General features: G+C 59.5%; 10 protein-coding genes. 4 read left to right on the top strand and 6 right to left on the bottom strand.

Annotation, left to right across the window (positions count from 1 at the left end):
• From VHD36_19900 to csrA, 3 genes are all read right to left on the bottom strand, one after another.
• Positions 1–664, bottom strand: a 664-nt coding sequence (locus tag VHD36_19900; protein ID HVU89603.1) for a cation diffusion facilitator family transporter, incomplete at its 3' end; no start/stop codon positions are given.
• 217 nt (positions 665–881) lie between these two features.
• A complete protein-coding gene (locus VHD36_19895; protein ID HVU89602.1) occupies positions 882–1,100 on the bottom strand; it encodes a DUF3175 domain-containing protein in 219 nt (72 codons plus the stop codon).
• 176 nt (positions 1,101–1,276) lie between these two features.
• A complete protein-coding gene (csrA, locus tag VHD36_19890) occupies positions 1,277–1,522 on the bottom strand; it encodes a carbon storage regulator CsrA (protein ID HVU89601.1) in 246 nt (81 codons plus the stop codon).
• Positions 1,523–1,933: 411 nt separating this feature from the next.
• On the opposite strand from csrA, the gene VHD36_19885 reads away from it, so the two are divergent.
• Entirely contained in the window at positions 1,934–7,651 is a 5,718-nt protein-coding gene (locus VHD36_19885) for a HAMP domain-containing protein (GenBank protein ID HVU89600.1), read from the top strand.
• Entirely contained in the window at positions 7,651–9,300 is a 1,650-nt protein-coding gene (locus tag VHD36_19880) for a response regulator (protein ID HVU89599.1), read from the top strand. Before VHD36_19885 ends, VHD36_19880 begins: the two co-directional genes overlap by 1 nt.
• Positions 9,301–9,334: 34 nt before the next feature.
• Here the strand turns inward: VHD36_19880 and VHD36_19875 are convergent, their stop codons facing one another.
• From VHD36_19875 to VHD36_19865, 3 genes are all read right to left on the bottom strand, one after another.
• Complete coding sequence (locus VHD36_19875) at positions 9,335–11,122, bottom strand: TolC family protein (GenBank protein HVU89598.1); 1,788 nt, start codon at positions 11,120–11,122, stop codon at positions 9,335–9,337.
• Positions 11,123–11,764: 642 nt separating this feature from the next.
• Positions 11,765–14,923, bottom strand: a complete 3,159-nt coding sequence (locus VHD36_19870; GenBank protein HVU89597.1) for an efflux RND transporter permease subunit — start codon at positions 14,921–14,923, stop codon at positions 11,765–11,767.
• 48 nt (positions 14,924–14,971) lie between these two features.
• Positions 14,972–16,057 carry an efflux RND transporter periplasmic adaptor subunit gene (locus VHD36_19865; protein ID HVU89596.1) on the bottom strand — a complete coding sequence of 362 codons (1,086 nt, stop codon included), beginning with the start codon at positions 16,055–16,057 and terminating at the stop codon, positions 14,972–14,974.
• A 1,690-nt stretch (positions 16,058–17,747) separates the two neighbouring features.
• On the opposite strand from VHD36_19865, the gene VHD36_19860 reads away from it, so the two are divergent.
• Together VHD36_19860 and VHD36_19855 are read left to right on the top strand one after the other, a co-directional pair.
• The gene (locus tag VHD36_19860; GenBank protein HVU89595.1) at positions 17,748–19,922 is read left to right on the top strand and encodes a DUF1549 and DUF1553 domain-containing protein; all 2,175 of its coding nucleotides are present in this window, start codon (positions 17,748–17,750) and stop codon (positions 19,920–19,922) included.
• Positions 19,923–19,966: 44 nt separating this feature from the next.
• Entirely contained in the window at positions 19,967–21,316 is a 1,350-nt protein-coding gene (locus VHD36_19855; protein ID HVU89594.1) for a DUF1501 domain-containing protein, read from the top strand.
• Positions 21,317–21,321: the final 5 nt, after the last annotated feature.

Below are 21,321 nucleotides of genomic sequence, written 5' to 3'. Positions count from 1 at the left end.
GAGCACTTTCGCCAATCAGCAAGCTCCTGCTTTCGTAGGCCAGGATCCAGGCAACGGCCATCAACAGCAATCCGATCACGATCGACGCGGCGCCGTCGAAGTAGGGGTTATTGAACAACAAACTGAGGCTGATACAGGTCGCGGCAATGACTAAACCCAATACGGCAGCCGCATCTTCGAGCAATACAGAGAACAGCGAGGGATCCTTGGCTCGTTGAATGGCCTCCCAGACCGTGTGTTCTCCTTTCGTCGCCGCAAATTCGCGCACGGCAACATAGAGTGTCGATCCTTCGAACAAAAAGCCGCATCCGAGAACGGCATAATTCCACAGGACGTGCTGCATCGGCCGGGGGTGAAGCAGATGTTGTATTCCCTCATACAGCGATAGCCCTCCCCCGACACCGAAAACCAACACGGCCACGACGAACGTCCAGAAATAAAGTTCCAGGCCATGGCCAAAGGGGTGCATCCTGCTGGCCGGTCGCTGGCTTTGTTTCAGGCCCCACAACAACAGCAGGCCGTTCCCCATATCGATGCCAGAATGGATGCTTTCGGCCAGCATGGCCGAACTATGGGTGGCCGAGGCCGCCAGTAGCTTGATGCACGCGAGCGCCATATTGCCACAAATGGCGGCCAGGATGACAGTCGTCGAATCGGCTCGCAACTTGCCGCTGAGGGCTGAAAATGATCCAGTTGTTGCGGACATTTCCCGTCTATTGGCAGGACGTAGCTAGAATCTGCTGCTAATTCATAGCACGCCCGTCACGTCCATGACCCGCATTCCACGGCTCATAGCAGTTTCGTTCGCTATATCCGAAAGGACCGCAACCCTAGGACGCTTCCATCGAACACAACCCGGAGCCCCGTCTTAGGCTGCCGCACTACTTTTTCTTCTGGAGAGGTTTCTTCGTGGTTCGGCGCTTGGCCCGCCGCTTGTCGTCACCCTTCTCTTGGGCAGCTTTTTCTTGCAGCAGCCGCTTGGCCTTTTCCAATTCCTTTTTGCGGCTGGCTGAGAGCGTCTTTCCTGATCGGTTGATGAAGTACTGCACCATTCGCACGGCCGATCCCAGCCCCTTGGGACTCACGCCTTTGCGGGCCATCGTTTTGGCGATCGACTCGGCATCCTGATTGAAGGTGTCGGGAGGCGGGAAGGTCGAAACTGTTTGTACGTCGCACCCACTTTTTTCGTTTGGCGGCCATGGCCATCGTGCCGAGAACGATCAAGGCTATTGCGGCCGGAATTTATGGCCTTGCCCGAGCACGTCAGTAAACTGCCTTACGCGAACTCGGGGTGCAATGCCGTAACAAGGGAAACCGAGGCATCGGCCGCTCGAGAAGTTGCCGCATGGGCAGCTTCTTCCTCGAGTTGAATGCGCTGATAAATCTCGTGGCGATGAATGGGCACACTGCCCGGCGCTTCGAAGCCGAGTTTTACTCGTTCTCCATGCACGGCTACCACCGTGATCGTCACGTTGGGTCCGATCACGATCCGTTCCCCGACTTTTCTGCTGAGTACGAGCATTTTTTTGCTCCCTGGTTTGGGACTTCCAAGCGATCGACAAGCGAACGGCCCTCCCTGCGCGGAAGGAAGCCAATCCGGTCGGTAGAGATGCGACAACCGGGTCGAAAACCCACACAACTGCTTCCTTCGGCAGCCCTCGCGGGAGGAGCAACTATTGTTCCCGCCGTGCCTCGCGAATCGGAATTCTGCCGGCAGGCGATGTGGCATGTCGATTGCAACATCGTCCCCCACCGGAACATCGGGCCGTAGGAAGCGTACGTATTCGTCGTGGCCGACCGCCGAACGACCAAGATGGTCTAAATGCATCCACTTTTCGGCTGCAAGGTGACTTTCGAAGGGTGCTTTCGCGCTCGCAGTTTGGCCTCGCAGGTTGAAATCTAAGTCGTTCATCAACCCGGAAGGATCGACTCCATGGCAGTGGCCGAATCCACCAAAAGCCTGGGACAGGAACCGATCGATCTGCAAACGTTGCTCGTGGCGCTTACCGCCCTGCGGAGGGGCGATTTCAGTGTCCGCCTTCCGCGCACATGGGTGGGGCTGGGAGGCAAAGTCGGCGACACCTTTAACGAGGTCATGGATCAGTTGGAAGGGATGAACAACGAATTCGATCGCATCAGCCGGGTCGTAGGAAAGGAAGGAAAAATCAAGGATCGGGCTGTGCTCGGAGGGCTCACCGGCTCCTGGGCCGGGGCCATCGAATCGGTTAACACCCTGGTAGGCGACCTTGTCAGACCCACCAGCGAGATGGCGCGCGTCATCGGCGCCGTGGCCCGTGGTGACCTGTCGCAGTCGATGGCCATGGAAATCGATGGTCGGCCGGTCGAAGGCGAATTCTTGCGCACGGCCAAGACCGTGAATCGCATGGTCGAGCAGCTCGGCTCTTTCGCCTCGGAAGTGACGCGCGTCGCCCGCGAAGTGGGAACCGATGGAAAACTCGGCGGCCAGGCCGAAGTGAAACGCGTGGCCGGCATCTGGAAAGACCTGACCGACAGCGTCAATTCCATGGCCGGCAACCTGACGGCTCAGGTGCGCAACATTGCCGACGTGACCACCGCCGTCGCCAACGGCGACCTGTCGAAGAAGATCACCGTCGACGTGCGCGGCGAGTTCCTCGAATTGAAAGACACCATCAACACGATGGTCGATCAGCTCCGCTCCTTTGCCGCTGAAGTGACCCGCGTGGCCCGCGAGGTGGGCACGGAAGGAAAGCTCGGTGGTCAAGCACGTGTGGAGGGTGTGTCAGGTACGTGGAAGGACCTGACGGACAGCGTCAATTTCATGGCCAGTAATCTGACGGCCCAGGTGCGCAACATTGCAGCCGTAAGCACGGCGATCGCCAACGGCGACCTTTCGAAGAAGATCACGGTCGACGTGAAAGGCGAGATCCTCGAGCTGAAAAACACCACGAATATCATGGTCGATCAGCTGAGCTCATTCGCGGCCGAGGTCACCCGCGTGGCCCGCGAAGTTGGCACCGAAGGCAAGCTGGGTGGACAGGCCGACGTAAAGGGTGTCGCGGGCACGTGGAAGGACTTGACTGATAGCGTCAATTTCATGGCCAGCAACCTCACGGCCCAGGTGCGCAATATCGCCCACGTCACGAAGGCCGTGGCCAACGGTGACCTTTCGAAACAAATCACCGTCGACGTGAAGGGTGAAATCCTCGAGCTGAAGAACACCGTCAATACGATGGTCGATCAGCTCAGCTCGTTCGCCGCTGAAGTGACCCGCGTTTCGCGCGAGGTGGGTACGGAAGGCAAATTGGGTGGCCAGGCCGACGTGAAAGGCGTCGCCGGCACCTGGAAGGATCTTACCGACAGCGTGAATTTCATGGCCAGTAACCTGACCACGCAGGTGCGCAACATCGCCGAAGTGACCACGGCCGTCGCCAAGGGCGACTTGTCGAAGAAGATCGAAGTCGACGTGCGCGGCGAGATCCTCGAGCTGAAAAACACGATCAACACGATGGTCGATCAGTTGCGCGCCTTCGCGTCGGAAGTCAGCCGCGTCGCGCGGGAAGTGGGCACCGAAGGCAAGCTGGGCGGCCAGGCCGACGTCCGCGACGTGGCCGGAACCTGGAAGGACCTGACCGATAGCGTCAATTTCATGGCCGGCAACCTCACGGCCCAGGTGCGCAACATCGCCGAAGTCAGCAAGGCCGTGGCCAGCGGCGACCTCTCGAAAAAGATCACCGTCGACGTGAAGGGAGAAATTCTCGAACTGAAAAACACGATCAATACCATGGTCGATCAGCTCAGTTCGTTCGCCGCCGAGGTGACCCGCGTCTCGCGCGAAGTCGGTACCGAAGGAAAGCTCGGCGGTCAGGCCGACGTGAAGGGGGTCGCAGGTACCTGGAAGGACCTCACCGACAGCGTCAATTTCATGGCCAGTAACCTCACGGGCCAGGTGCGCAACATCGCCGACGTGACCACGGCTGTCGCCCGCGGTGACTTGTCGAAGAAGATCACGGTCGATGTGCGCGGTGAAATCTCGGAGTTGAAGAACACGATCAACACGATGGTTGATCAACTGCGTTCCTTCGCCGCCGAAGTGACGCGCGTGGCCCGCGAAGTCGGCACCGAGGGAAAGCTGGGCGGCCAGGCTGACGTCCGCGGCGTGGAAGGAACCTGGCGCGACCTGACCGACAGCGTGAATTCGATGGCCGGAAATCTCACCGGCCAGGTGCGCAATATCGCCGAGGTCACGACGGCCGTGGCGACGGGCGACTTGTCGAAGAAAATTACGGTCGATGTGCGCGGCGAAATCCTCGAGCTGAAGAACACGATCAATACGATGGTCGACCAGCTTCGCTCGTTCGCGTCGGAAGTGACACGCGTGGCGCGCGAAGTGGGCACCGAAGGCAAACTGGGCGGACAGGCCGACGTGAAAGGCGTGTCGGGCACTTGGAAAGACCTTACCGATAATGTGAATTTCATGGCCGGCAACCTGACGAGCCAGGTGCGCGGCATCGCGCGCGTCGTGACGGCCGTGGCCAACGGCGACTTGTTGCAAAAACTGACCGTCGAGGCGAAGGGGGAAATCGCGGCGCTGGCCGACACGATCAACGGCATGATCGAAACCTTGGCCACGTTCGCCGATCAGGTGACGGGCGTGGCCCGTGAAGTGGGCGTGGAAGGGAAGTTAGGCGGCCAGGCGAGCGTGCCCGGTGCGGCCGGCACATGGAAGGACCTCACCGATAACGTCAACCAGTTGGCCGAGAATCTGACGACCCAGGTGCGCGCCATCGCCGAAGTAGCGACGGCCGTGACCAAGGGCGATCTAACGCAGTCGATTAAAGTCGAAGCGCAGGGGGAAGTGGCGGCGCTCAAGGACAACATCAACGAGATGATCGTCAACCTCAAGGACACGACTCTCAAGAATGCCGAACAAGACTGGCTAAAGACCAACCTGGCCAAGTTCAGCCGCATGCTGCAAGGCCAGAAAGACATGCTCACCGTGGGACGGTTGATCCTCTCCGAACTGGCGCCGGTGGTCACGGCCCAGCACGCGGTCTTTTATATCTATGACAATGTCGGCGAAAAGGCCTCGTTAAAATTGCTGGCCAGCTACGCCTACGAACGTCCCGAAGAAGTTGGACGCACGCTGGAACTCGGACAGGGACTCGTCGGCCAATGCGCGCTGGAAAAACGTAAGATCCTGCTGGCCAACGTACCGCCTGATTACGTGCGCATCTCCTCGGGACTGGGAAGTGCCGCGCCGGTGAACATTATCGTTCTGCCGGTCGTGTTCGAAGGCCAAGTCAAGGCCGTCCTCGAGCTGGCCTCGTTCGAGCGGTTCAGCGCCACGCACCAGGCATTCCTCGACCAGTTGACCGAAAGCATCGGCATCGTGCTCAACACGATCGAAGCCAATATGCGTACCGAGGATCTGCTGAAGCAATCGCAATCGCTGGCCATGGAACTGCAAAGCCGGCAGCAAGAGCTACAGCAAACCAACGAAGAACTTCAGGAGAAGGCACGACTGCTGGCTCATCAAAACGTCGAGGTCGAGCAAAAGAACCAGGAGGTCGAGCAAGCGCGTCAGGCGCTCGAAGAAAAGGCCGAGCAGCTGGCCCTGACGTCGAAGTACAAGTCGGAATTTCTCGCCAACATGTCGCACGAGCTGCGCACCCCGCTTAACAGCCTGTTGATCCTGTCGGATCAGTTATCGAAGAATCCCGACGGCAATCTCAGTTTCAAGCAAACGGAATATGCCAAGACCATTCACTCGTCCGGCAACGATCTGCTGATGCTGATCAACGACATTCTCGACCTGTCGAAGATCGAGTCGGGTACCGTGGTGCTCGACGTCGGCGAGCTGCGCTTCTCCGATATCCACAGCTACGTGGAACGTACGTTCCGACACGTGGCCGAGGCGAAGGGTGTAGACTTTGCGGTCGAAATCGATCCCGCCTTGCCGCGCACGCTGACAACCGATAGCACGCGGCTACAGCAAATCATCAAAAACCTGCTTTCCAATGCCTTCAAGTTCACGCATCAGGGACGCGTTGACCTGCGCGTATCCACCGCGCACGGTGGCTGGAACGCCGACAACGAAAGCTTGAACGCGGCGCCGTCCGTGCTCGCGTTTTCCGTCAACGATACCGGCATCGGCATTCCCGAAGAAAAGCAGCCCATCATCTTCGAGGCATTCCAACAAGCCGACGGCAGCACGAGTCGCAAATACGGCGGCACCGGTCTGGGATTGGCCATCAGCCGCGAAATCGCCCGACTGCTGGGGGGCGAGATTGGGTTGGTCAGCACGCCGGGGTTTGGCAGTACGTTCACGCTTTATCTGCCCCAGAGCTTCACGCCGCCCAAGGTCGTACGGCGGCAAGTCGTTCGACGTGCTGTCGAACCGTCGCCGACACCAGTCAGTATTAATTCCGGGCTGACCGTTGCGGCAGATAAGAAAGAGGACGACGATCGCGGCTCTCTCTCCGCGAGCGACCGAGGCATCTTGATCATTGACAACGACGTGGATTTCGCCCGCTTTGTCCGTGAAACCGGCCACCATGTGGATTTCAAGGGAATCTTGACGCCGTCAGGCGCGGCGGGGCTAGCGCTCGCTCAGCAATACCAACCGCAGGCCATTCTGCTCGATATTTCACTGCCCGACATTGACGGCTGGCGGGTGCTCCGCAGACTCAAAGGCGACCTGTCGCTGCGTCATCTGCCCGTGTACCTGGTTTCGACCACGGATCCCGACCGGTTGTTGGAGGGCATCGCACTTGGTGCCCAGGGAATCTTGCCGAAACCGATTCATACGGCCCAAGAGCTGGAGAGCTTCCTCGGCGACGTGCGGGCATTCGTTGACGCCGAACAGCGTACGCTGCTCATTATCCACCCCCAGGGCGCTTCGCACGCCGAGATCGCAGCAGCCCTCGCGGATCTGCCGCTGAAAGTCATCACGGTTTCGAACGCCGACGAGGCTCTGGCGGCGGTTGCGAATGGCAATATCGACGCGGTGGTCCTGACGTCGGATATTGGCGAGCCGACGCTTGCGGAGCTTGCTGGAAGGTTGGCGAGAGAGTCTCTGTCGCGTCCGCGCCGGCTCTTTTTATACCCCGGGGGCGCGTTCGGCTCGGACGAGGCACAGCGTTGGCGGCACGTGGGCCAGGAACTGGGCATGTCATGGATCGAGTCACCGCAGACGCTCGTTGACCAGGTGTCGCTCGCATTGTGCTGCCCGGTGGCCAAACTTCCCGAGCGCGCACAGCGCGCGATCGGCGAACTGCACGCGCCAGCGCGCGTGCTGGCCGGCAAGCGCGTGTTGATCGTAGACGACGACATTCGCAATATCTTTGCGCTCACCAGCATCTTGGAACGACAAGACGTTATCACCGTGTCAGCCGAGACGGGGCGCGACGCCATCAACCTTTTGCAAGCCGCCGCGGCCGTGGATGCCGTGCTGATGGACATCATGATGCCGGAAATGGACGGGATTGATACGATGTGCGCGATTCGCCGTGACGAACGTTTCAAAAACCTGCCGATCATCGCCGTTACCGCCAAGGCGATGAAAGGCGATCGGGAGAAGTGCATCGAGGCCGGCGCTTGGGACTATTTGTCGAAGCCGGTCGACCCTGATCAGATGCTCGCGGTGCTGAGCGCCTGGCTAACCGTGTGATGATGGCCGAACTCGAAAAAGTCAAAATCCTGGTTGTCGACGATAAGCCGGACAAACTGCTGGCCTTGCAGGCGGTGTTGGAGGAGCTAGGGCAGACGGTCTTGTCTGCCCACTCCGGCCCCGAAGCGCTGCGGCTTTTGCTGACGGAGAACTTCGCCGTCATCCTGCTGGACGTCAACATGCCCGGCATGGATGGATTCGAGACGGCGGCACTGATTCGGCAGCATCCTCGCTGTGAGCACACGCCGATCATCTTCATTACGGCGTTTCCCGACGACGCCTTCGCGGCGCGCGGGTATTCGCTGGGCGCAGTGGACTTCATTCTGACGCCCGTCGTCCCCGAGATTCTGCAGACCAAGGTGGCGGTATTTGTCGATTTGTATCGGATGTCGCGACAGGTCGAGCAGCAGGCCGCACAACGCGTGACCTTGGCGCAGGAGCACGCAGCCCGCCTGGCCGCCGAGCGCGCCAACCGCGCCAAGAGCGAGTTCCTGGCAAACGTCAGCCACGAGTTGCGGACTCCGATGAACGCCATTATCGGCATGACTGACTTGGCGCTCACTGATTCCCCTGCGCCCGCCATGCGTGAATACCTGGAGGCCGTGAAGTCGAACGCCGCCGTCCTGCTGGAGTTGCTGAACGAGCTCTTGGACCTGGCGAAACTCGAGTCCGGAAAATTCGTCCTGGAAAGGACCTCTTTCTCGTTGCACGAAATGCTCTCCGAGTTGATCCCCTCCGCGCATTACCGGGCCGAGCAAAAGGGACTCACGTTCGTGACGGCAGTTTCGCCGGACACTTCTGCTCGTTTCCTGGGCGATCCGTTGCGCCTGCGTCAGGTGCTCGACAATCTGCTCTCTAACGCGTTGAAATTCACGGACCAAGGATCGATAACGCTGACCGTTACGGTCGATTCGACGACCGCGCAAGAAGCTTCCCTCAGGTTCGCGATTCGCGACACGGGTATAGGCATCTCGCAGGCCGACCAGGAACGGATTTTTGCGCCCTTTACGCAAGTCGATGCCTCTACGACGCGCCGCCACGGAGGAACGGGACTGGGCCTGGCAATCGTCAAGGAACTGGTGGCCGCGATGGGAGGGCAAATCTCGCTCAGCAGTACGCCGCAAAGTGGCAGCGAATTCGCCGTGGTGGTGCCGCTTGCTTACGCGATCACACGATCGGCTCAGAAGGCGGTACCGATTGGTATGGGAGCCACGCAAGCGGCGGCTGGTTCGGCGCCCGATTCCCCAGGTGCGCAATTGCACGTTCTGGTGGCCGAAGATACGCGAACCAACCAGGAAATCGTTCGCCGCGCGCTGACGCGGCGCGGGCATAAGGTCGAGATCGCTGAAGACGGGCGCCAGGCCGTCAACTTGGTGTCGCAGTCGCACTTCGACGTCATATTGATGGACTTGCAAATGCCCATCATGGACGGCTTTCAAGCGACCGCTGCGATTCGCGCCCTGCCTGCTGGCAAGGACGTGCCGATCATCGCGCTCACGGCACATGCGCTCAGCGAAGATCGCGATCGCTGTAAGTCAGCCGGTATGGACGACTTCATTTCGAAGCCCCTTGATATCCATCAGCTTGCGGCGGCTGTCGAGACTGCTTACCGCCGGCCCGAAGGGTGCGGTCACGCCTGCCATTCGTAGTTCCGGCTACAGCGTCAATTTCGACCGGCGCTGACTACCCGGCGCGAGGGTTTTGCGGTGAGCTTGCTCCACGGCCAACAGCCGACGGCGGAGGCAACGGCTGTACCATAGGGCCTTGCCGCCGCGGTCCTTTAGCACCATCGGGCGGAGGCATCGGGCTCGGGCCGCCTTGCACGGGGCCTTGAATCACGGGCTCGTTCTTTCCAGGGGCCTGCATGGCAGGTCCGCCTTGCGCTGGTCCCACCACCGGGCCCGGTTGCGGCGGGGCAATCTCTTCGGCAGGTCTTGCCGGAGGGGCAAGGGGCGGGGCAAGCGGCGGGGGCAGCGGCCCTTGGAAACCAGGAGGCGGCAGTTGGATCGGTCCGCCCACATACCGCCAACCGCCACCCAAGGCTTGATAGGCGTTCACGATGGCCGAAAGCTGTTCCTGCTTCGTCTCGATCAAGACGATTCTTGCGTCGTTGCGGTCACGCAGGGCGGTCAACACATCGAGGTATTCGATACGCGCGTTCTGGAAGAGCTTGTTGGCGACGTCAACTGCCGATTCGAGGGACGCCAACTGCTGGAATTTCAGTTCGATGCTCTGGCTGTAATTCTGCACCTTTGACACGCGATTGACCACTTCGGTAAAGGCGTTCAGAACCGTCCGCTGGTATTCGTACAGGGCCTGCAACTGCCGAGCGTTCGCGTTCAAAAACTCGGCCTGGATCGCCCTTCTGTTGACGACCGGAGCGACCAGCCCGCCCGCGACGCTATAGATCAAAGACTCGGGAGTGTAGAACAAGAACTGTGGCTGAAAGGCCTCGTAGCCTACGCCGGAAGTGATGATGACTTTCGGGAAGAAGCTGGCGCGGGCGACTCGGATGTCGATCCCGGCCGCTTGCAAGTTACGCTCCGCCTCGCGGATGTCTGGTCGATTGAGGAGCAACTGCGAGGGAACACCAACACGCAACGCTTGTAGCTGCAACTCGAGGAAACGAGCCGATATACGTTCGACAAGCTGTGGGTAACGACCGCAGAGGAAGTTGATTCTGTTCTGCGTCTGAATGATCTCCTGCCGCACGATCAGCTTCTGGCTTTGGTTTTTGCGAACTTCGGCCAGGAAACGTTGGACGCCTAGCTCGGTCCCGCGAGCACCTTCTTTTTGTGCCTTGGCTAGTGCCAGGCTTTGCTCCATCAAGGCGATGGTGCCATCCAGGGTTTCCAGTTGCTTATCCAGCCCCATCAGACGGTAATAATTTTCGGCAATCTCCGCTACCATGCGGGTAACGATGTAGTTCCGACCGTCGATGGTGCCAAGATAGCGAAGCGATTGGGCGTCCCGCGCGTTGCGCAACTGTCTCCAGACGTCGATCTGCCACGTGATATCGCCCGCCAAAAGAAAATCAGGCAGCGGGTTCGGAAACGGGCCGCCGACGGGGGTTGTGATCTGGCTCAGGTCAGAGCCCAGGGGGGTGAACGTGCTTAGCTTGTCGTACGATGCGTTTGCCCCGAAGGTGAGGAACGGAAGGTAAGCACCGCTCCGACGCCATACCTCGTTCTGGGCGATCGCGATGTCTTGTGCGAGGATTCGCAGTTCCTGGTTGCCCCACAATGCCTGATCGACCAGACTGATCAGCAGTGGATCATTGAAGAACTCAGCAATCGGCACCTGCGCGGAATTCTCCGGATCATTCGATCCGTTGAACGTGGGTGGTACCTCAGGTCCCGGGAGTGGTGGATGTAATTTGGGAATTCCACAGCCGGCCGCAGCCAGCAATATGCCGCATAGAAACGCTGCCGCCACAGCGCTCTTGTCACGATTCGTATTGGAGAATCTCACGAAGGCCTTCATCCTTGCCGTCCTTGATGAGCTTGCGCGTGTCGGCGATCCGTACGGTTTTCGCGCCCCGAGCCCACGTCGGATGAGGAAGCAGGTTCTGACCTCACTTGCCCGACCAATCGGGCGCGAGGCCAAATCCGTTCCGCCAGATGACGCCACCTCTCCGACCATAGCTGTTGCATTCGAGCATCTTGCTCGCGTGACAGCGCGTGGACAGACTATGTCATCGTCGACTGAAGTCGGACGGCGGCGATGAATTGCGAAGAGTCGCTACAAGCTAACACTTGGCGAAACAAAGATGCATGCAAACGGCCGCTAGCCCGTGCGACTCCGGCGAATGGGAGGTCAATGAGGGGCTGCATGCGTCGCTAGCGTGCCGGAGGGCAAGTGATTCCGCAATGCGCGCTACCCGAACCGCGGACATCCCACCACGGCTTCTAGCGACCGGTCGCGCGGCTGTTGCGGCGGGAGAGCACACGTAGGGTGCTGCGCCAAGCGAAGGCGCTGGCTTCTATCTCGTTCCGGTTAGTAGCGACGTCCGCGGGTCCAAGGCGCCGTCGTGTAAGCGCCGGGAGCTGACGTCGACTTGGAGATCGAACGGTGCCGGGGGGGCAAATGATTCCGGCAGAAACCAATGGCCCTTTAGTGCTCAAGGACCTCACTCAGCGGTTCGCCAGTCTCATCCTGCAGAAGCTTGCGGTCGCCCGACAGTTTGGCGAACAGATAGTAGAGACCAGGGATGAGCAATACGCCGATGACTGTGCCAAGCAGCATACCACCAACGGCGGTCGTGCCAATGGTACGGTTGCCGATGGCGCCGGGACCAGTAGCACGAACCAGCGGAATCAAACCGGCAATGAAGGCAAAGGAAGTCATCAAGATCGGCCGGAATCGCAACTTCCCACCTTCGATGGCGGCGTCCTTGATCGACACACCCTCGTGATGCCGTTGTACGGCGAACTCCACGATGAGAATCGCGTTCTTGCCCAATAGCCCAACGAGCATGACCAGACCAATCTGGGCATAGACGTCGTTAGCCAAGCCCATCGCTTGCAGGAACAAGAACGAGCCAAAAATCCCCACGGGCAGCGACATGATCACGGCCAGGGGCAGAATGAAGCTTTCGTACTGTCCGACCAACACCAGGTAGACGAAGATCACCACGACCAAGAAAATGTAGACGGCCGTGTTGCCTTTTTTCGCTTCGTCAAAGGAGAGTCCTTCCCACCCCAGGTCGAAGCCCGGCGGTAGGGTCTCGGCGGCGACTTCGCGGATGGCCGCGATCGCCTGGCCGCTGCTGAAACCGGGGGCCGGCGCGCCTTGAATGGGGGCAGACGGATACAAGTTGTAGCGATTGATTTCGTTCATGCCCTGTTGCTTCTTGAGCGTCATGAACGAGGTGTACGGGACCATTTCCCCCTTGTCGTTTTTGACGAACATATTCTCGAAGTCGTCGGGGAAGCGGCGGAATTCGGGCTTAGCCTGCACGAAGACCTTGTAGAATTGGTTGAAGAGAATGAAGCCTTGTCCCCACGTGCTACCCACGACGGTGGAGAGGGTATCCATCGCCTTGAAGATGGTCACTCCCTTCTGCATGGCCACGTCATTGTTGATGATGATTTCATACTGTGGATAGTTGCTGGCAAAGAAGGTGAACAGACCCCTCACCTCTTTGCGCTTGCCTAGTTCGGCCAAGAATTTTTCGGTGACCTCGCCGAGCCGCTTGTAGTTCATGGTGTTGGTCTTGTCCAACACACGAGTGGAAAAGCCACCCGCAGCGCCGAAGCCTGGCACGGCCGGCGGTTCGAAGAATTCGAGCTTGATGTTGGCGATCTTCCGGCCTTCGTGCTCGAGCACCGAGATGATCTCCTTCGAGGTCATCTTGCGCTCGTGCCAAGGCTTCAAATTAATGAGACAGGTGCCTGCGTTCGAGCCGCGACCTTCGGTAAGCACCTCGTAGCCGGCCAAACACGACACCGAATGGACGCCGTCGACCTTCTTGGCAATATCTTGCAGTTCGTGCGATTTGGAATTGGTGTACTCGATCGTCGAGCCCGGAGGCGTCTGGATGATCCCATAAATCATGCCTTGGTCTTCCAGCGGAATAAAGCCGGTCGGCAAGATGGTATTCACCATGAAGATACCGACGCCGAAGCCCCCGATGACCAGCATCGTGAGCAGCCGTCGCGTAACGACGGGCCCCAAGAACGCCGTGTAGCCGCCCGTAACCTTCTCCACGCCGCGGTCAAAGAGGCGCAAGAAAATCGCCAGCGGCGTACGCCGCTTATGGCCCGTGTGTGGCTTCAGGATCATCGCACACAGCACGGGCGTCAGCGTCAGCGCGACGACACCGGAAAGGATGATGGACGTCGCCATCGTGATGCCGAACTGCCGGTAGAACGTGCCCACAGGCCCGGTCATGAAGGTGACGGGTACGAACACGGCGGTCATCACCAGAGTAATAGCAATGATCGCGCCGCTGATTTCGTTAATGACCTCTCTGGTCGCTCGATAAGGCGAGAGGTGCTTTTCGTGCATCTTGGCGTGTACGGCCTCCACCACGACGATCGCGTCGTCGACCACGACGCCGATCGCCAGCACGAGTGCGAACAGCGTAATCAGGTTGATCGACATGCCAAATAGTTGCAGGAAGAAAAAGGTCCCGATCAGAGAGACGGGAACGGCCAACGTAGGAATCAGCGTCGATCGAAGATCGCCGAGGAACAGAAAGACTACCAGGGAGACCAGCACGAAAGCTTCGAACAAGGTGTGCAGCACCTGCTCGATCGAGGCGTCTAAGAAGCTGGAAACGTCGTAGCTGACCTCATAGGTCATGCCCGCGGGGAAGGAGGTTTCCTTGATCTCCTCCAGCTTTTCCTTGACTTGCTCGATGACGACCGCTGCGTTGGTGCCGGGAAGTTGCTTGAGGACGATCGCGGCGGAAGGATGGCCGTCGATATCCGAGTAAATGTTGTAGTACGACGGCCCCATGTCGATCTCGGCGACATCCTTGAGCCGCAGCACCTCACCGTCGGGGTTGGCCTTCAGAATGATGTTTTCGTACTGTTCCGGCTTGTTGTAACGGCCGACCCAGGTGAGCACGTATTCGACGGTTTGGGACGTACGTCCGGTCGCCTGGCCTAGTCGGCCAGGCGAACCTATCATGCTCTGTTTACTGATCATGTCCATGACGTCTTCGGCGCCTATATTGTAGGCCCGCATGCGGTCCAGATTCAGCCAGACCCGCATGGCGTACGCGCGGCTGCCGAGAATATTGGCGCTGCCGATGCCGCGCACGCGCTTGACTTCAGGAACGATGTTTACATAGGCGAAGTTGTAGAGGAAGTTCTGATCGTGACTCTCCTCAGTGCTGTAGATGTTCACGTACATCAACATGCTCGTCATCATCTGCATGACGACGATGCCTTCCAACTCGACGAGAGGAGGGAGCCGCTGCTTCACGGTCTGAATGCGGTTCTGTACGTTCAGTACCGCCACGTTTGGATCTGTGCCTGGCTCGAAGATGATCATGATCGTGGCTTCGCCGGCACTGGTAGCCGCCGAAGCCATGTATCGCATGTCGGGCACGCCGTTGATGGCCTGCTCCAGGATCACGAGCACCGAATCGACGAGAACGTTGGCGCTAGCGCCCGGATAAGCGAGCGTGACAGAGACGCTCGGGGGCGCGACGTTGGGGAACTGCGAAATAGGCAGTGTCGTAATCGACAATCCCCCCAGGAAGAGGATGATGATCGAAATCACCATCGCCAGCGCAGGTCTTTGGAGGAATTTTGAGAACATGCTTTTGAGGGATCAGACGGCGCCCCGTGCCCGTACCCGTTTCGACTCCTATTCGGCGTGGTACTTTAAATGCGACGCTACCTGCTCTGAGGGACGGTCTTCGTATTCGACTTTGTCACCCTCGTGAACCTGCCGGAGTCCCTCGAGGACGATCTTGTCGCCCGGCTCGAGCCCCTTATCGATCACGAAGATGTCGTCCAGTTCGGTCGAGTAGGTGATCTCCCGCTGGTGTGCGATGTCGTCTTTATCGATGACGAAAACGTACCGCTTGGCGAGGACCTCGAACGTAGCACGCTGTGGGATAACCAGCGCGTCGTTCTGCACGCGGCTAATCATCACCGTACCGGTCTGACCATGTCGCAACAGGCGATCCGGGTTCGGGAAGTCGGCACGGAAGGGAATGTTTCCTGTCTCGTTGTTGAAGTCCGCCTCGATCGCCCCGATCTTGCCGACATGGTCGAATTTCTTACCGCTCGCCAATACGAGTTCGATCTTCAACTCGTCCTTGTGCGGATCCTGCATGTACTCGAGGTAACGCTTTTCCGGCACGTTGAAATAAACCCACATCGTGCTGTTGTCGGACAACGTTGTCAGAACCTCTCCCTCTTCGACCAGGCTCCCTTGCTGCAAGTGCAGACGGTCGATGATCCCATCAAAGGGCGCTTTGACCGTAGCGAACCCCAACTCCGCAGCAGCTAGATCCGCCTTTGCGTCCGCCTTTTGCAACTCGGCTTGACGCAAGCTGACTTCATTGGGCGAAACGACTTTGTCCGCAGCCAGCTTCTGCGTGTACTGATATTGCAACTTGGCGAGATTCGCCTCGGCCTTCTCGGCCTCGGCTTTCTTCTGATAGAGAATGGGGATCACGGTGAAGAGCGTGTCACCCGCCTTAACCTGCTGCCCTTCCTTGACACGAATCTCTTCGAGATACCCCATCTCGAGCGCACGCACCTTGATGTGGCGCTGGGAGTGGATCTGACAGACGTAGGGTTGCGTCAGCGTGACGGGCTGCACCGAAGGGCTCGTCGCCGTGATGGTGTGCGCCTCGTGGTGCTGCTCCTCGACGTGGTTGCAGGCGGGCAGGGAAAGACAAGCCATAGCCACGATGATGGCCAGGGGCGATAAAACTTTCATGTGGTTTGGCTCGTTGAACGCTTGGTTCGCGGATTGGAACAATGTGCGGGAAATCAGAGGAGGGAAGATGCGGATGCACCTCTTCTTTGGCGCACCTGAATACCGCCGAAGAAGACGAAACCCAACATCAAAAACTGTCACCGGTCGCCGCCTGGCGAATACGATGGATCCATCGGCCGTCTCCTCCCTGCGATCAGACAGCTTCCGAATCGCAATAAGGTGACTCACGTACGACGAGTCATATGAACCGATCGTATTGCCGGACGCAAATGCCGTCAATTTATCCTAGCGTAAAAGAGACCCCTCTTACGAATTTGTCACCAAATGCAGCAACGGGCTTTCCTCATAAGACCGAAATTGCCACAAAAAGCGGCAAACGCCGCTGCGAAAATAAGACGTTGTGACTGGCTGGAATACTCGCAGACGGAGCCTGCGTCCGCATCCCAGGATCCCCCCTCGGACCTAACGGACGCCGATACCTGAAGCAAATGTAATCTTTCAGTGATAATCCTAGGCATTGGAGGAGCTGGGAGATCTGCTCCGCGACGCCTCAACGCCCTCGGGAAATAACGGGCAACTAATCTGGTACTCCCGGCGACCCGCTTTGGCCACGGGCGCGATACTCACCCATTAGGCAGGACCATTCTCCTCTGCATAAAACGAACTGAGCAGCCTTCGGCCCGACTCAGAACCGACGGGTCGAACGGCGCGTCTGCGATACACCGCAAACGGTGCGCCCAGTTGCAACGGGAAATCGGTGAACAACGGGCGTTCCTCAACGGCAGACCGGCCGGCCCCCTAAATCGGTATGCGAACGGTTCGCCCGTTTTGTTCGAGATCCAGCAGCCACGTCCGGAGCGACTCCGGTGCGGCCTTACCCAGCCGAAGAGCGACGAAATCGACAAATGGTTCAGTCGGGACGGCCTTTCAGGATAGATTACGCCGCCAAGAACTTGAAACCGTCCGCCATTGTCGAGGAGAGGTGAGCGATCCCTCGCGAGGCGACAGTGCACTCGTCGAACCCAGTGCAAAGTGAACTGACGCGAACGTTGCTGAGTCGTGCGATGTTCAAAGGGCGGCTCAGTCGCGCATTCTTTTGAGCGACGCGACCACGTCGCCGTAAGGAAATGTGGCAAATTCGACGGCAGCCGCGCTGTTGGCACCGCATGGGATCGCGCCGTGAGGCGAACCGATAAAAACGCGCGCCGCGATGGAGAACCGTTCAGCGCGACTGGTCGAATTGCTGGTCGGCCAAGGCCCCGGCTCCATCGCACGCGTGGAGGGCTCCCGAGCTCTCTTCTCATAAAGCAGAAAAGCAAGGCCTCGATCCTGGCACCTGAGTTGGGATATTTGCCAAACCAGTCCACGTGGGATGCATGAACCAGGCCGAAAACCAGCCCCCCAATGGCCACAGGCTGGCTTCCGGAGCTGACATTTGGCGCCACGCGGCCGCGGAAAAACATTGAGCGTCCTGCGCAAATCGGCTAGTTTAATAGCATTAGCACGCCCCCTTGGGCTGCGGTCCATGGCGTGGCCGTGTTGCTGGTTGATGACGATTCAACACGTCATCGAATTCGGCATCCGGCTGTGACGCAATGGTTCCGTGCCCGCCCGCCACGCTTCACGCCCCATGCCATCGAGCGATTCAACCCGGGCCCTGCCCCGAGCAGTAATTTGCGCTTGCGCGGCCATGGCGTGCATGATCGCCGGCCAGGCCCGTTACGTCCTAAAGGCTGCCGAGACGCGTACCGACCGGCCGGTGTTTGAACTCGACGTGCTGCCGATTCTGACCAAGGCGGGCTGCAACTCCGGAGCATGTCATGGCAAGTCGCGCGGCCAGAATGGTTTCGCGCTTTCGCTGCTGGGATTTGACGCCGCAACGGATTACGACTCCATCGTCAAGAACGCGCGCGGTCGGCGCGTGTTTCCGGGCGCCGCCGATAACAGCCTATTGCTGCGGAAGGCCTCCGGCGCTGAGCCGCATGGCGGCGGATTGAGGCTCGATGTCAATAGTGCTGAATACGCAACCCTGCGCACCTGGATCGTGACCGGCATGCAAAGGGCACAGGACAGCGATCCAAAGTTGATGAGGATATCGCTTGCCCCCGAAGAGCACGTTCTACCAGCGGGCGCGCGCGAGCAACTGCTCGTGACTGCCCATTATTCCGATGGCTCGACGTGCGACGTGACACGGCTCACGAATTTCGCCTCGAATGAAGCGGCGATCGTGGCCGTCGACAGTGGGGGGCTGGTGGTGGCCGGGACTTTGCCGGGCGAAGCCAGCATCATGGCTCGCTACATGGGAAACATCGCCACCTGGAATACCGCGATTCCGCTGCCGACGCCCGTGCCCGCGGAATTCTATGAACAGCTTCCTCGCAATAACGTCCTTGACGCCCATGTCTGGAACAAGCTTCAGCAGCTAAACATCAAGCCGAGTGAGCCGGCTGACGAAAGCACGTTTCTTCGTCGCGTCTATCTAGACATCATTGGCCGTTTGCCGAGTGTCGAAGAAAGTCGTCGCTACCTGGTGGACGCCGCGCCGGACAAACGCGCGCGATTGGTCGACACTCTATTGGATCGCCCCGAGTATGCCGATTATTGGGCCAACAAGTGGGCCGATCTGTTGCGTCCCAATCCCTATCGCGTGGGCATCAAGGCAACGTTCAGTCTGGACAGCTGGCTGCGCGAGGTGTTTCGCGAGAACTGGCCGTACGATCGCTTTGCCCGCGAGTTGATTACGGCCCAGGGAAGTACCTGGCGCAATGGCGCGGTCACGGTATTTCGCGATCGGCGCTCGCCGGATGAAATCACGACGCTTGTCAGCCAGTTGTTCCTGGGCACGCGTCTGGAGTGCGCCAAGTGCCACCATCATCCCTTCGAAGTGTGGGGGCAGGACGACTTCTATAGCCTGGCCGCATTCTTCAGCCGCGTTGGCTACAAGGGCACGGGACTTTCGCCGCCGATTTCCGGTGGCGAAGAAATCGTGTTCACGGCCGAAAGCGGCAGCGTGACGCATCCGCTCACGGGCGAGACGCTCGCCCCTCGACCGCTGTTCGGTCAGGCGCGCACGCCTGGCCCGGACGATGACCCGCGCGAAATATTTGCCGATTGGATGCTGGCCGACGGTAAGGTTTTCTTTTCGCGCGTGGCGGTCAATCGCGTCTGGGCGGAATTGATGGGACGCGGCGTAGTCGATCCGGTGGATGACCTGCGGGCCACGAATCCGCCCAGCAATCCAGCGCTACTCGATTGCCTCGCCGATGAATTTCGCCGCATGAAGTACGACCAGAAGGAACTGCTGAGACTGATTACCGGTTCGTACGTGTACGGTCTGGCATCCTTGCCGAGCACCGGCAATGTCGCGGATACGCACAACTTTTCGCGCCATTATCGGCAGCGGCTCGAGGCCGAGGTGTTGCTCGATGCCATCGGTGATGTGACCGAGGTCCGAGAGTCTTACGCAGCCATGCCTCCCGAGGCACGGGCTGTCGAACTGTGGACGCACCGCATCGAATCACTGTTTCTGGATGCATTCGGCCGGCCGGACGCTAATCAGGATCCCCCCTGCGAACGGACGGGCGAAACGACCGTTGTGCAAGCGTTGCATTTGATGAACGCGCCGAGCTTGGACCGCCGCCTGACGGGCGATACCGGTCGCGTGGCACGATTGGCCGCCAGCAGTCAGTCGCCGGAACAAATTGTCGAAGAGTTGTACCTGGCGACCTACTCGCGCAACCCTACCAGTGAAGAACGACTCGCCACCGCGGCGCTGATCAAAGGCGATAGCGCTGAGCGGCGCCAGGCCATTGAAGACCTGCTTTGGGCATTGCTGAATACTCCCGAATTCATTTTCAAGAACTGACAGCACGTCACTAACGAACGATACGAGCCACGAGGATCGCAAGGATGAGTCAACCGCGAAACTGCGAAGGTTGGAGTCGCCGCGACACCCTTAAGCTGGGAGTTGGTTGCCTGGCGGGCGGCGGATTTGTCGATCTGCTGCGCCTCGTGGGGCAGGCGAACGAATCGCGAGCCGGCACCCCGTCGCGCCGACCGACGAGTTGCGTCCTTATTTGGATGGACGGCGGACCATCGCACTTCGAGACCTTCGACCCCAAGCCCGATGCACCGGTAGAAATCCGTGGCGAACTCGGCGCGATCTCGACGAAGATCCCCAGCGTTCATTTTTCGGAGCATCTGCCACGGCTGGCCGGCATCGCCGACAAGTTGGCCATCGTGCGCTCGGTTTGCCACAACCAGGGCAATCACGGCGCGGGCAATCACTACATGATGACCGGCGCGCCGCCGCGCATCCCCGTCGGTTGCGGCGCGTTTGTCAGCTTCCACCCCAGCCTGGGCTCTGTTACCGCGTACGAACGGGGCAATCGCGGCGGACTGCCCGCGTATTTTTCGATGCCCAGCATGTCGCGCTCGGGCGGGCCGAATTTTCTGGGCGCCAAGTTCGCACCGTTTGTCGTCGCGGATGATCCGAACAAGAAGGATTTTCGCGTCCGTGACGTGGCGCCGCCCGCCGGTCTCGCGAATGACCGCTTCACGAGCCGGCGTGACTTGCGCGGCGTTGTCGATCGGCTCGCCCGTATCCCCGAGGATGCCGCCGGCGATCCGGTAAAGGCGATCGACGAATACTACGAACAGGGCTACAGCCTGGTCACCAGTCCCGAGGCGCAGCGCGCCTTCGATATTGCGGTCGAGCCGGACGCGATGCGCGACCGCTACGGTCGCAATCCCTTCGGGCAGCGAGCCCTGTTGGCGCGGCGCCTGGTCGAAGCGGGCGTGCCATTCGTCACGCTTTACGATGGTGGCTGGGACCACCACTCGGATATATTCGGCGCGATCGCGAAGCGGTTGCCGCCCTTCGAAAATGCCATCGCCACCTTGATCGAAGATCTCGAACAGCGCGGGCTGCTCGAAACGACGTTGATTATCGCGCTCGGCGAATTCGGCCGCACGCCCAAGATTTCCACCCTGCCTGACCAGAAGAAAGCCGGGCGCGATCACTGGGCGAATGCGATGTCGATCCTCTTTGCCGGTTGCGGCACTCCTGGCGGTCAGGTCGTCGGCGCCACCGATCGCACGGGGCACTCGGCGGTCGAGCGAATTCTTTCGCCAGAAAACTTCGTGGCGACCGTCTACGCGAAACTCGGCATCGACCCCGGCAAGATCTACTACGCGCCCAATGGCCGACCGGCCCATTTGGTAAGCGATCCGACACCGATCAAAGAGTTGATGGGTTGATGCGC

Source organism: Pirellulales bacterium, from assembly GCA_035546535.1.
Taxonomy (GTDB): domain Bacteria; phylum Planctomycetota; class Planctomycetia; order Pirellulales; family JACPPG01; genus JACPPG01.
The sequence above is the reverse complement of the archived record's forward strand: the minus strand, read 5'-3'. Positions and strand labels throughout refer to the sequence as shown.

Excerpts from the sequence above, each read along its gene's own strand:
- VHD36_19895 (HVU89602.1), bottom strand. The coding sequence starts at position 1,100 with ATGGCCCGCAAAGGCGTGAGTCCCAAGGGGCTGGGATCGGCCGTGCGA.
- csrA (HVU89601.1), bottom strand. The coding sequence starts at position 1,522 with ATGCTCGTACTCAGCAGAAAAGTCGGGGAACGGATCGTGATCGGACCC.
- VHD36_19885 (HVU89600.1), top strand. The coding sequence starts at position 1,934 with ATGGCAGTGGCCGAATCCACCAAAAGCCTGGGACAGGAACCGATCGAT.
- VHD36_19880 (HVU89599.1), top strand. The coding sequence starts at position 7,651 with ATGATGGCCGAACTCGAAAAAGTCAAAATCCTGGTTGTCGACGATAAG.
- VHD36_19870 (HVU89597.1), bottom strand. The coding sequence starts at position 14,923 with ATGTTCTCAAAATTCCTCCAAAGACCTGCGCTGGCGATGGTGATTTCG.
- VHD36_19865 (HVU89596.1), bottom strand. The coding sequence starts at position 16,057 with ATGAAAGTTTTATCGCCCCTGGCCATCATCGTGGCTATGGCTTGTCTT.
- VHD36_19860 (HVU89595.1), top strand. The coding sequence starts at position 17,748 with ATGGCGTGCATGATCGCCGGCCAGGCCCGTTACGTCCTAAAGGCTGCC.
- VHD36_19855 (HVU89594.1), top strand. The coding sequence starts at position 19,967 with ATGAGTCAACCGCGAAACTGCGAAGGTTGGAGTCGCCGCGACACCCTT.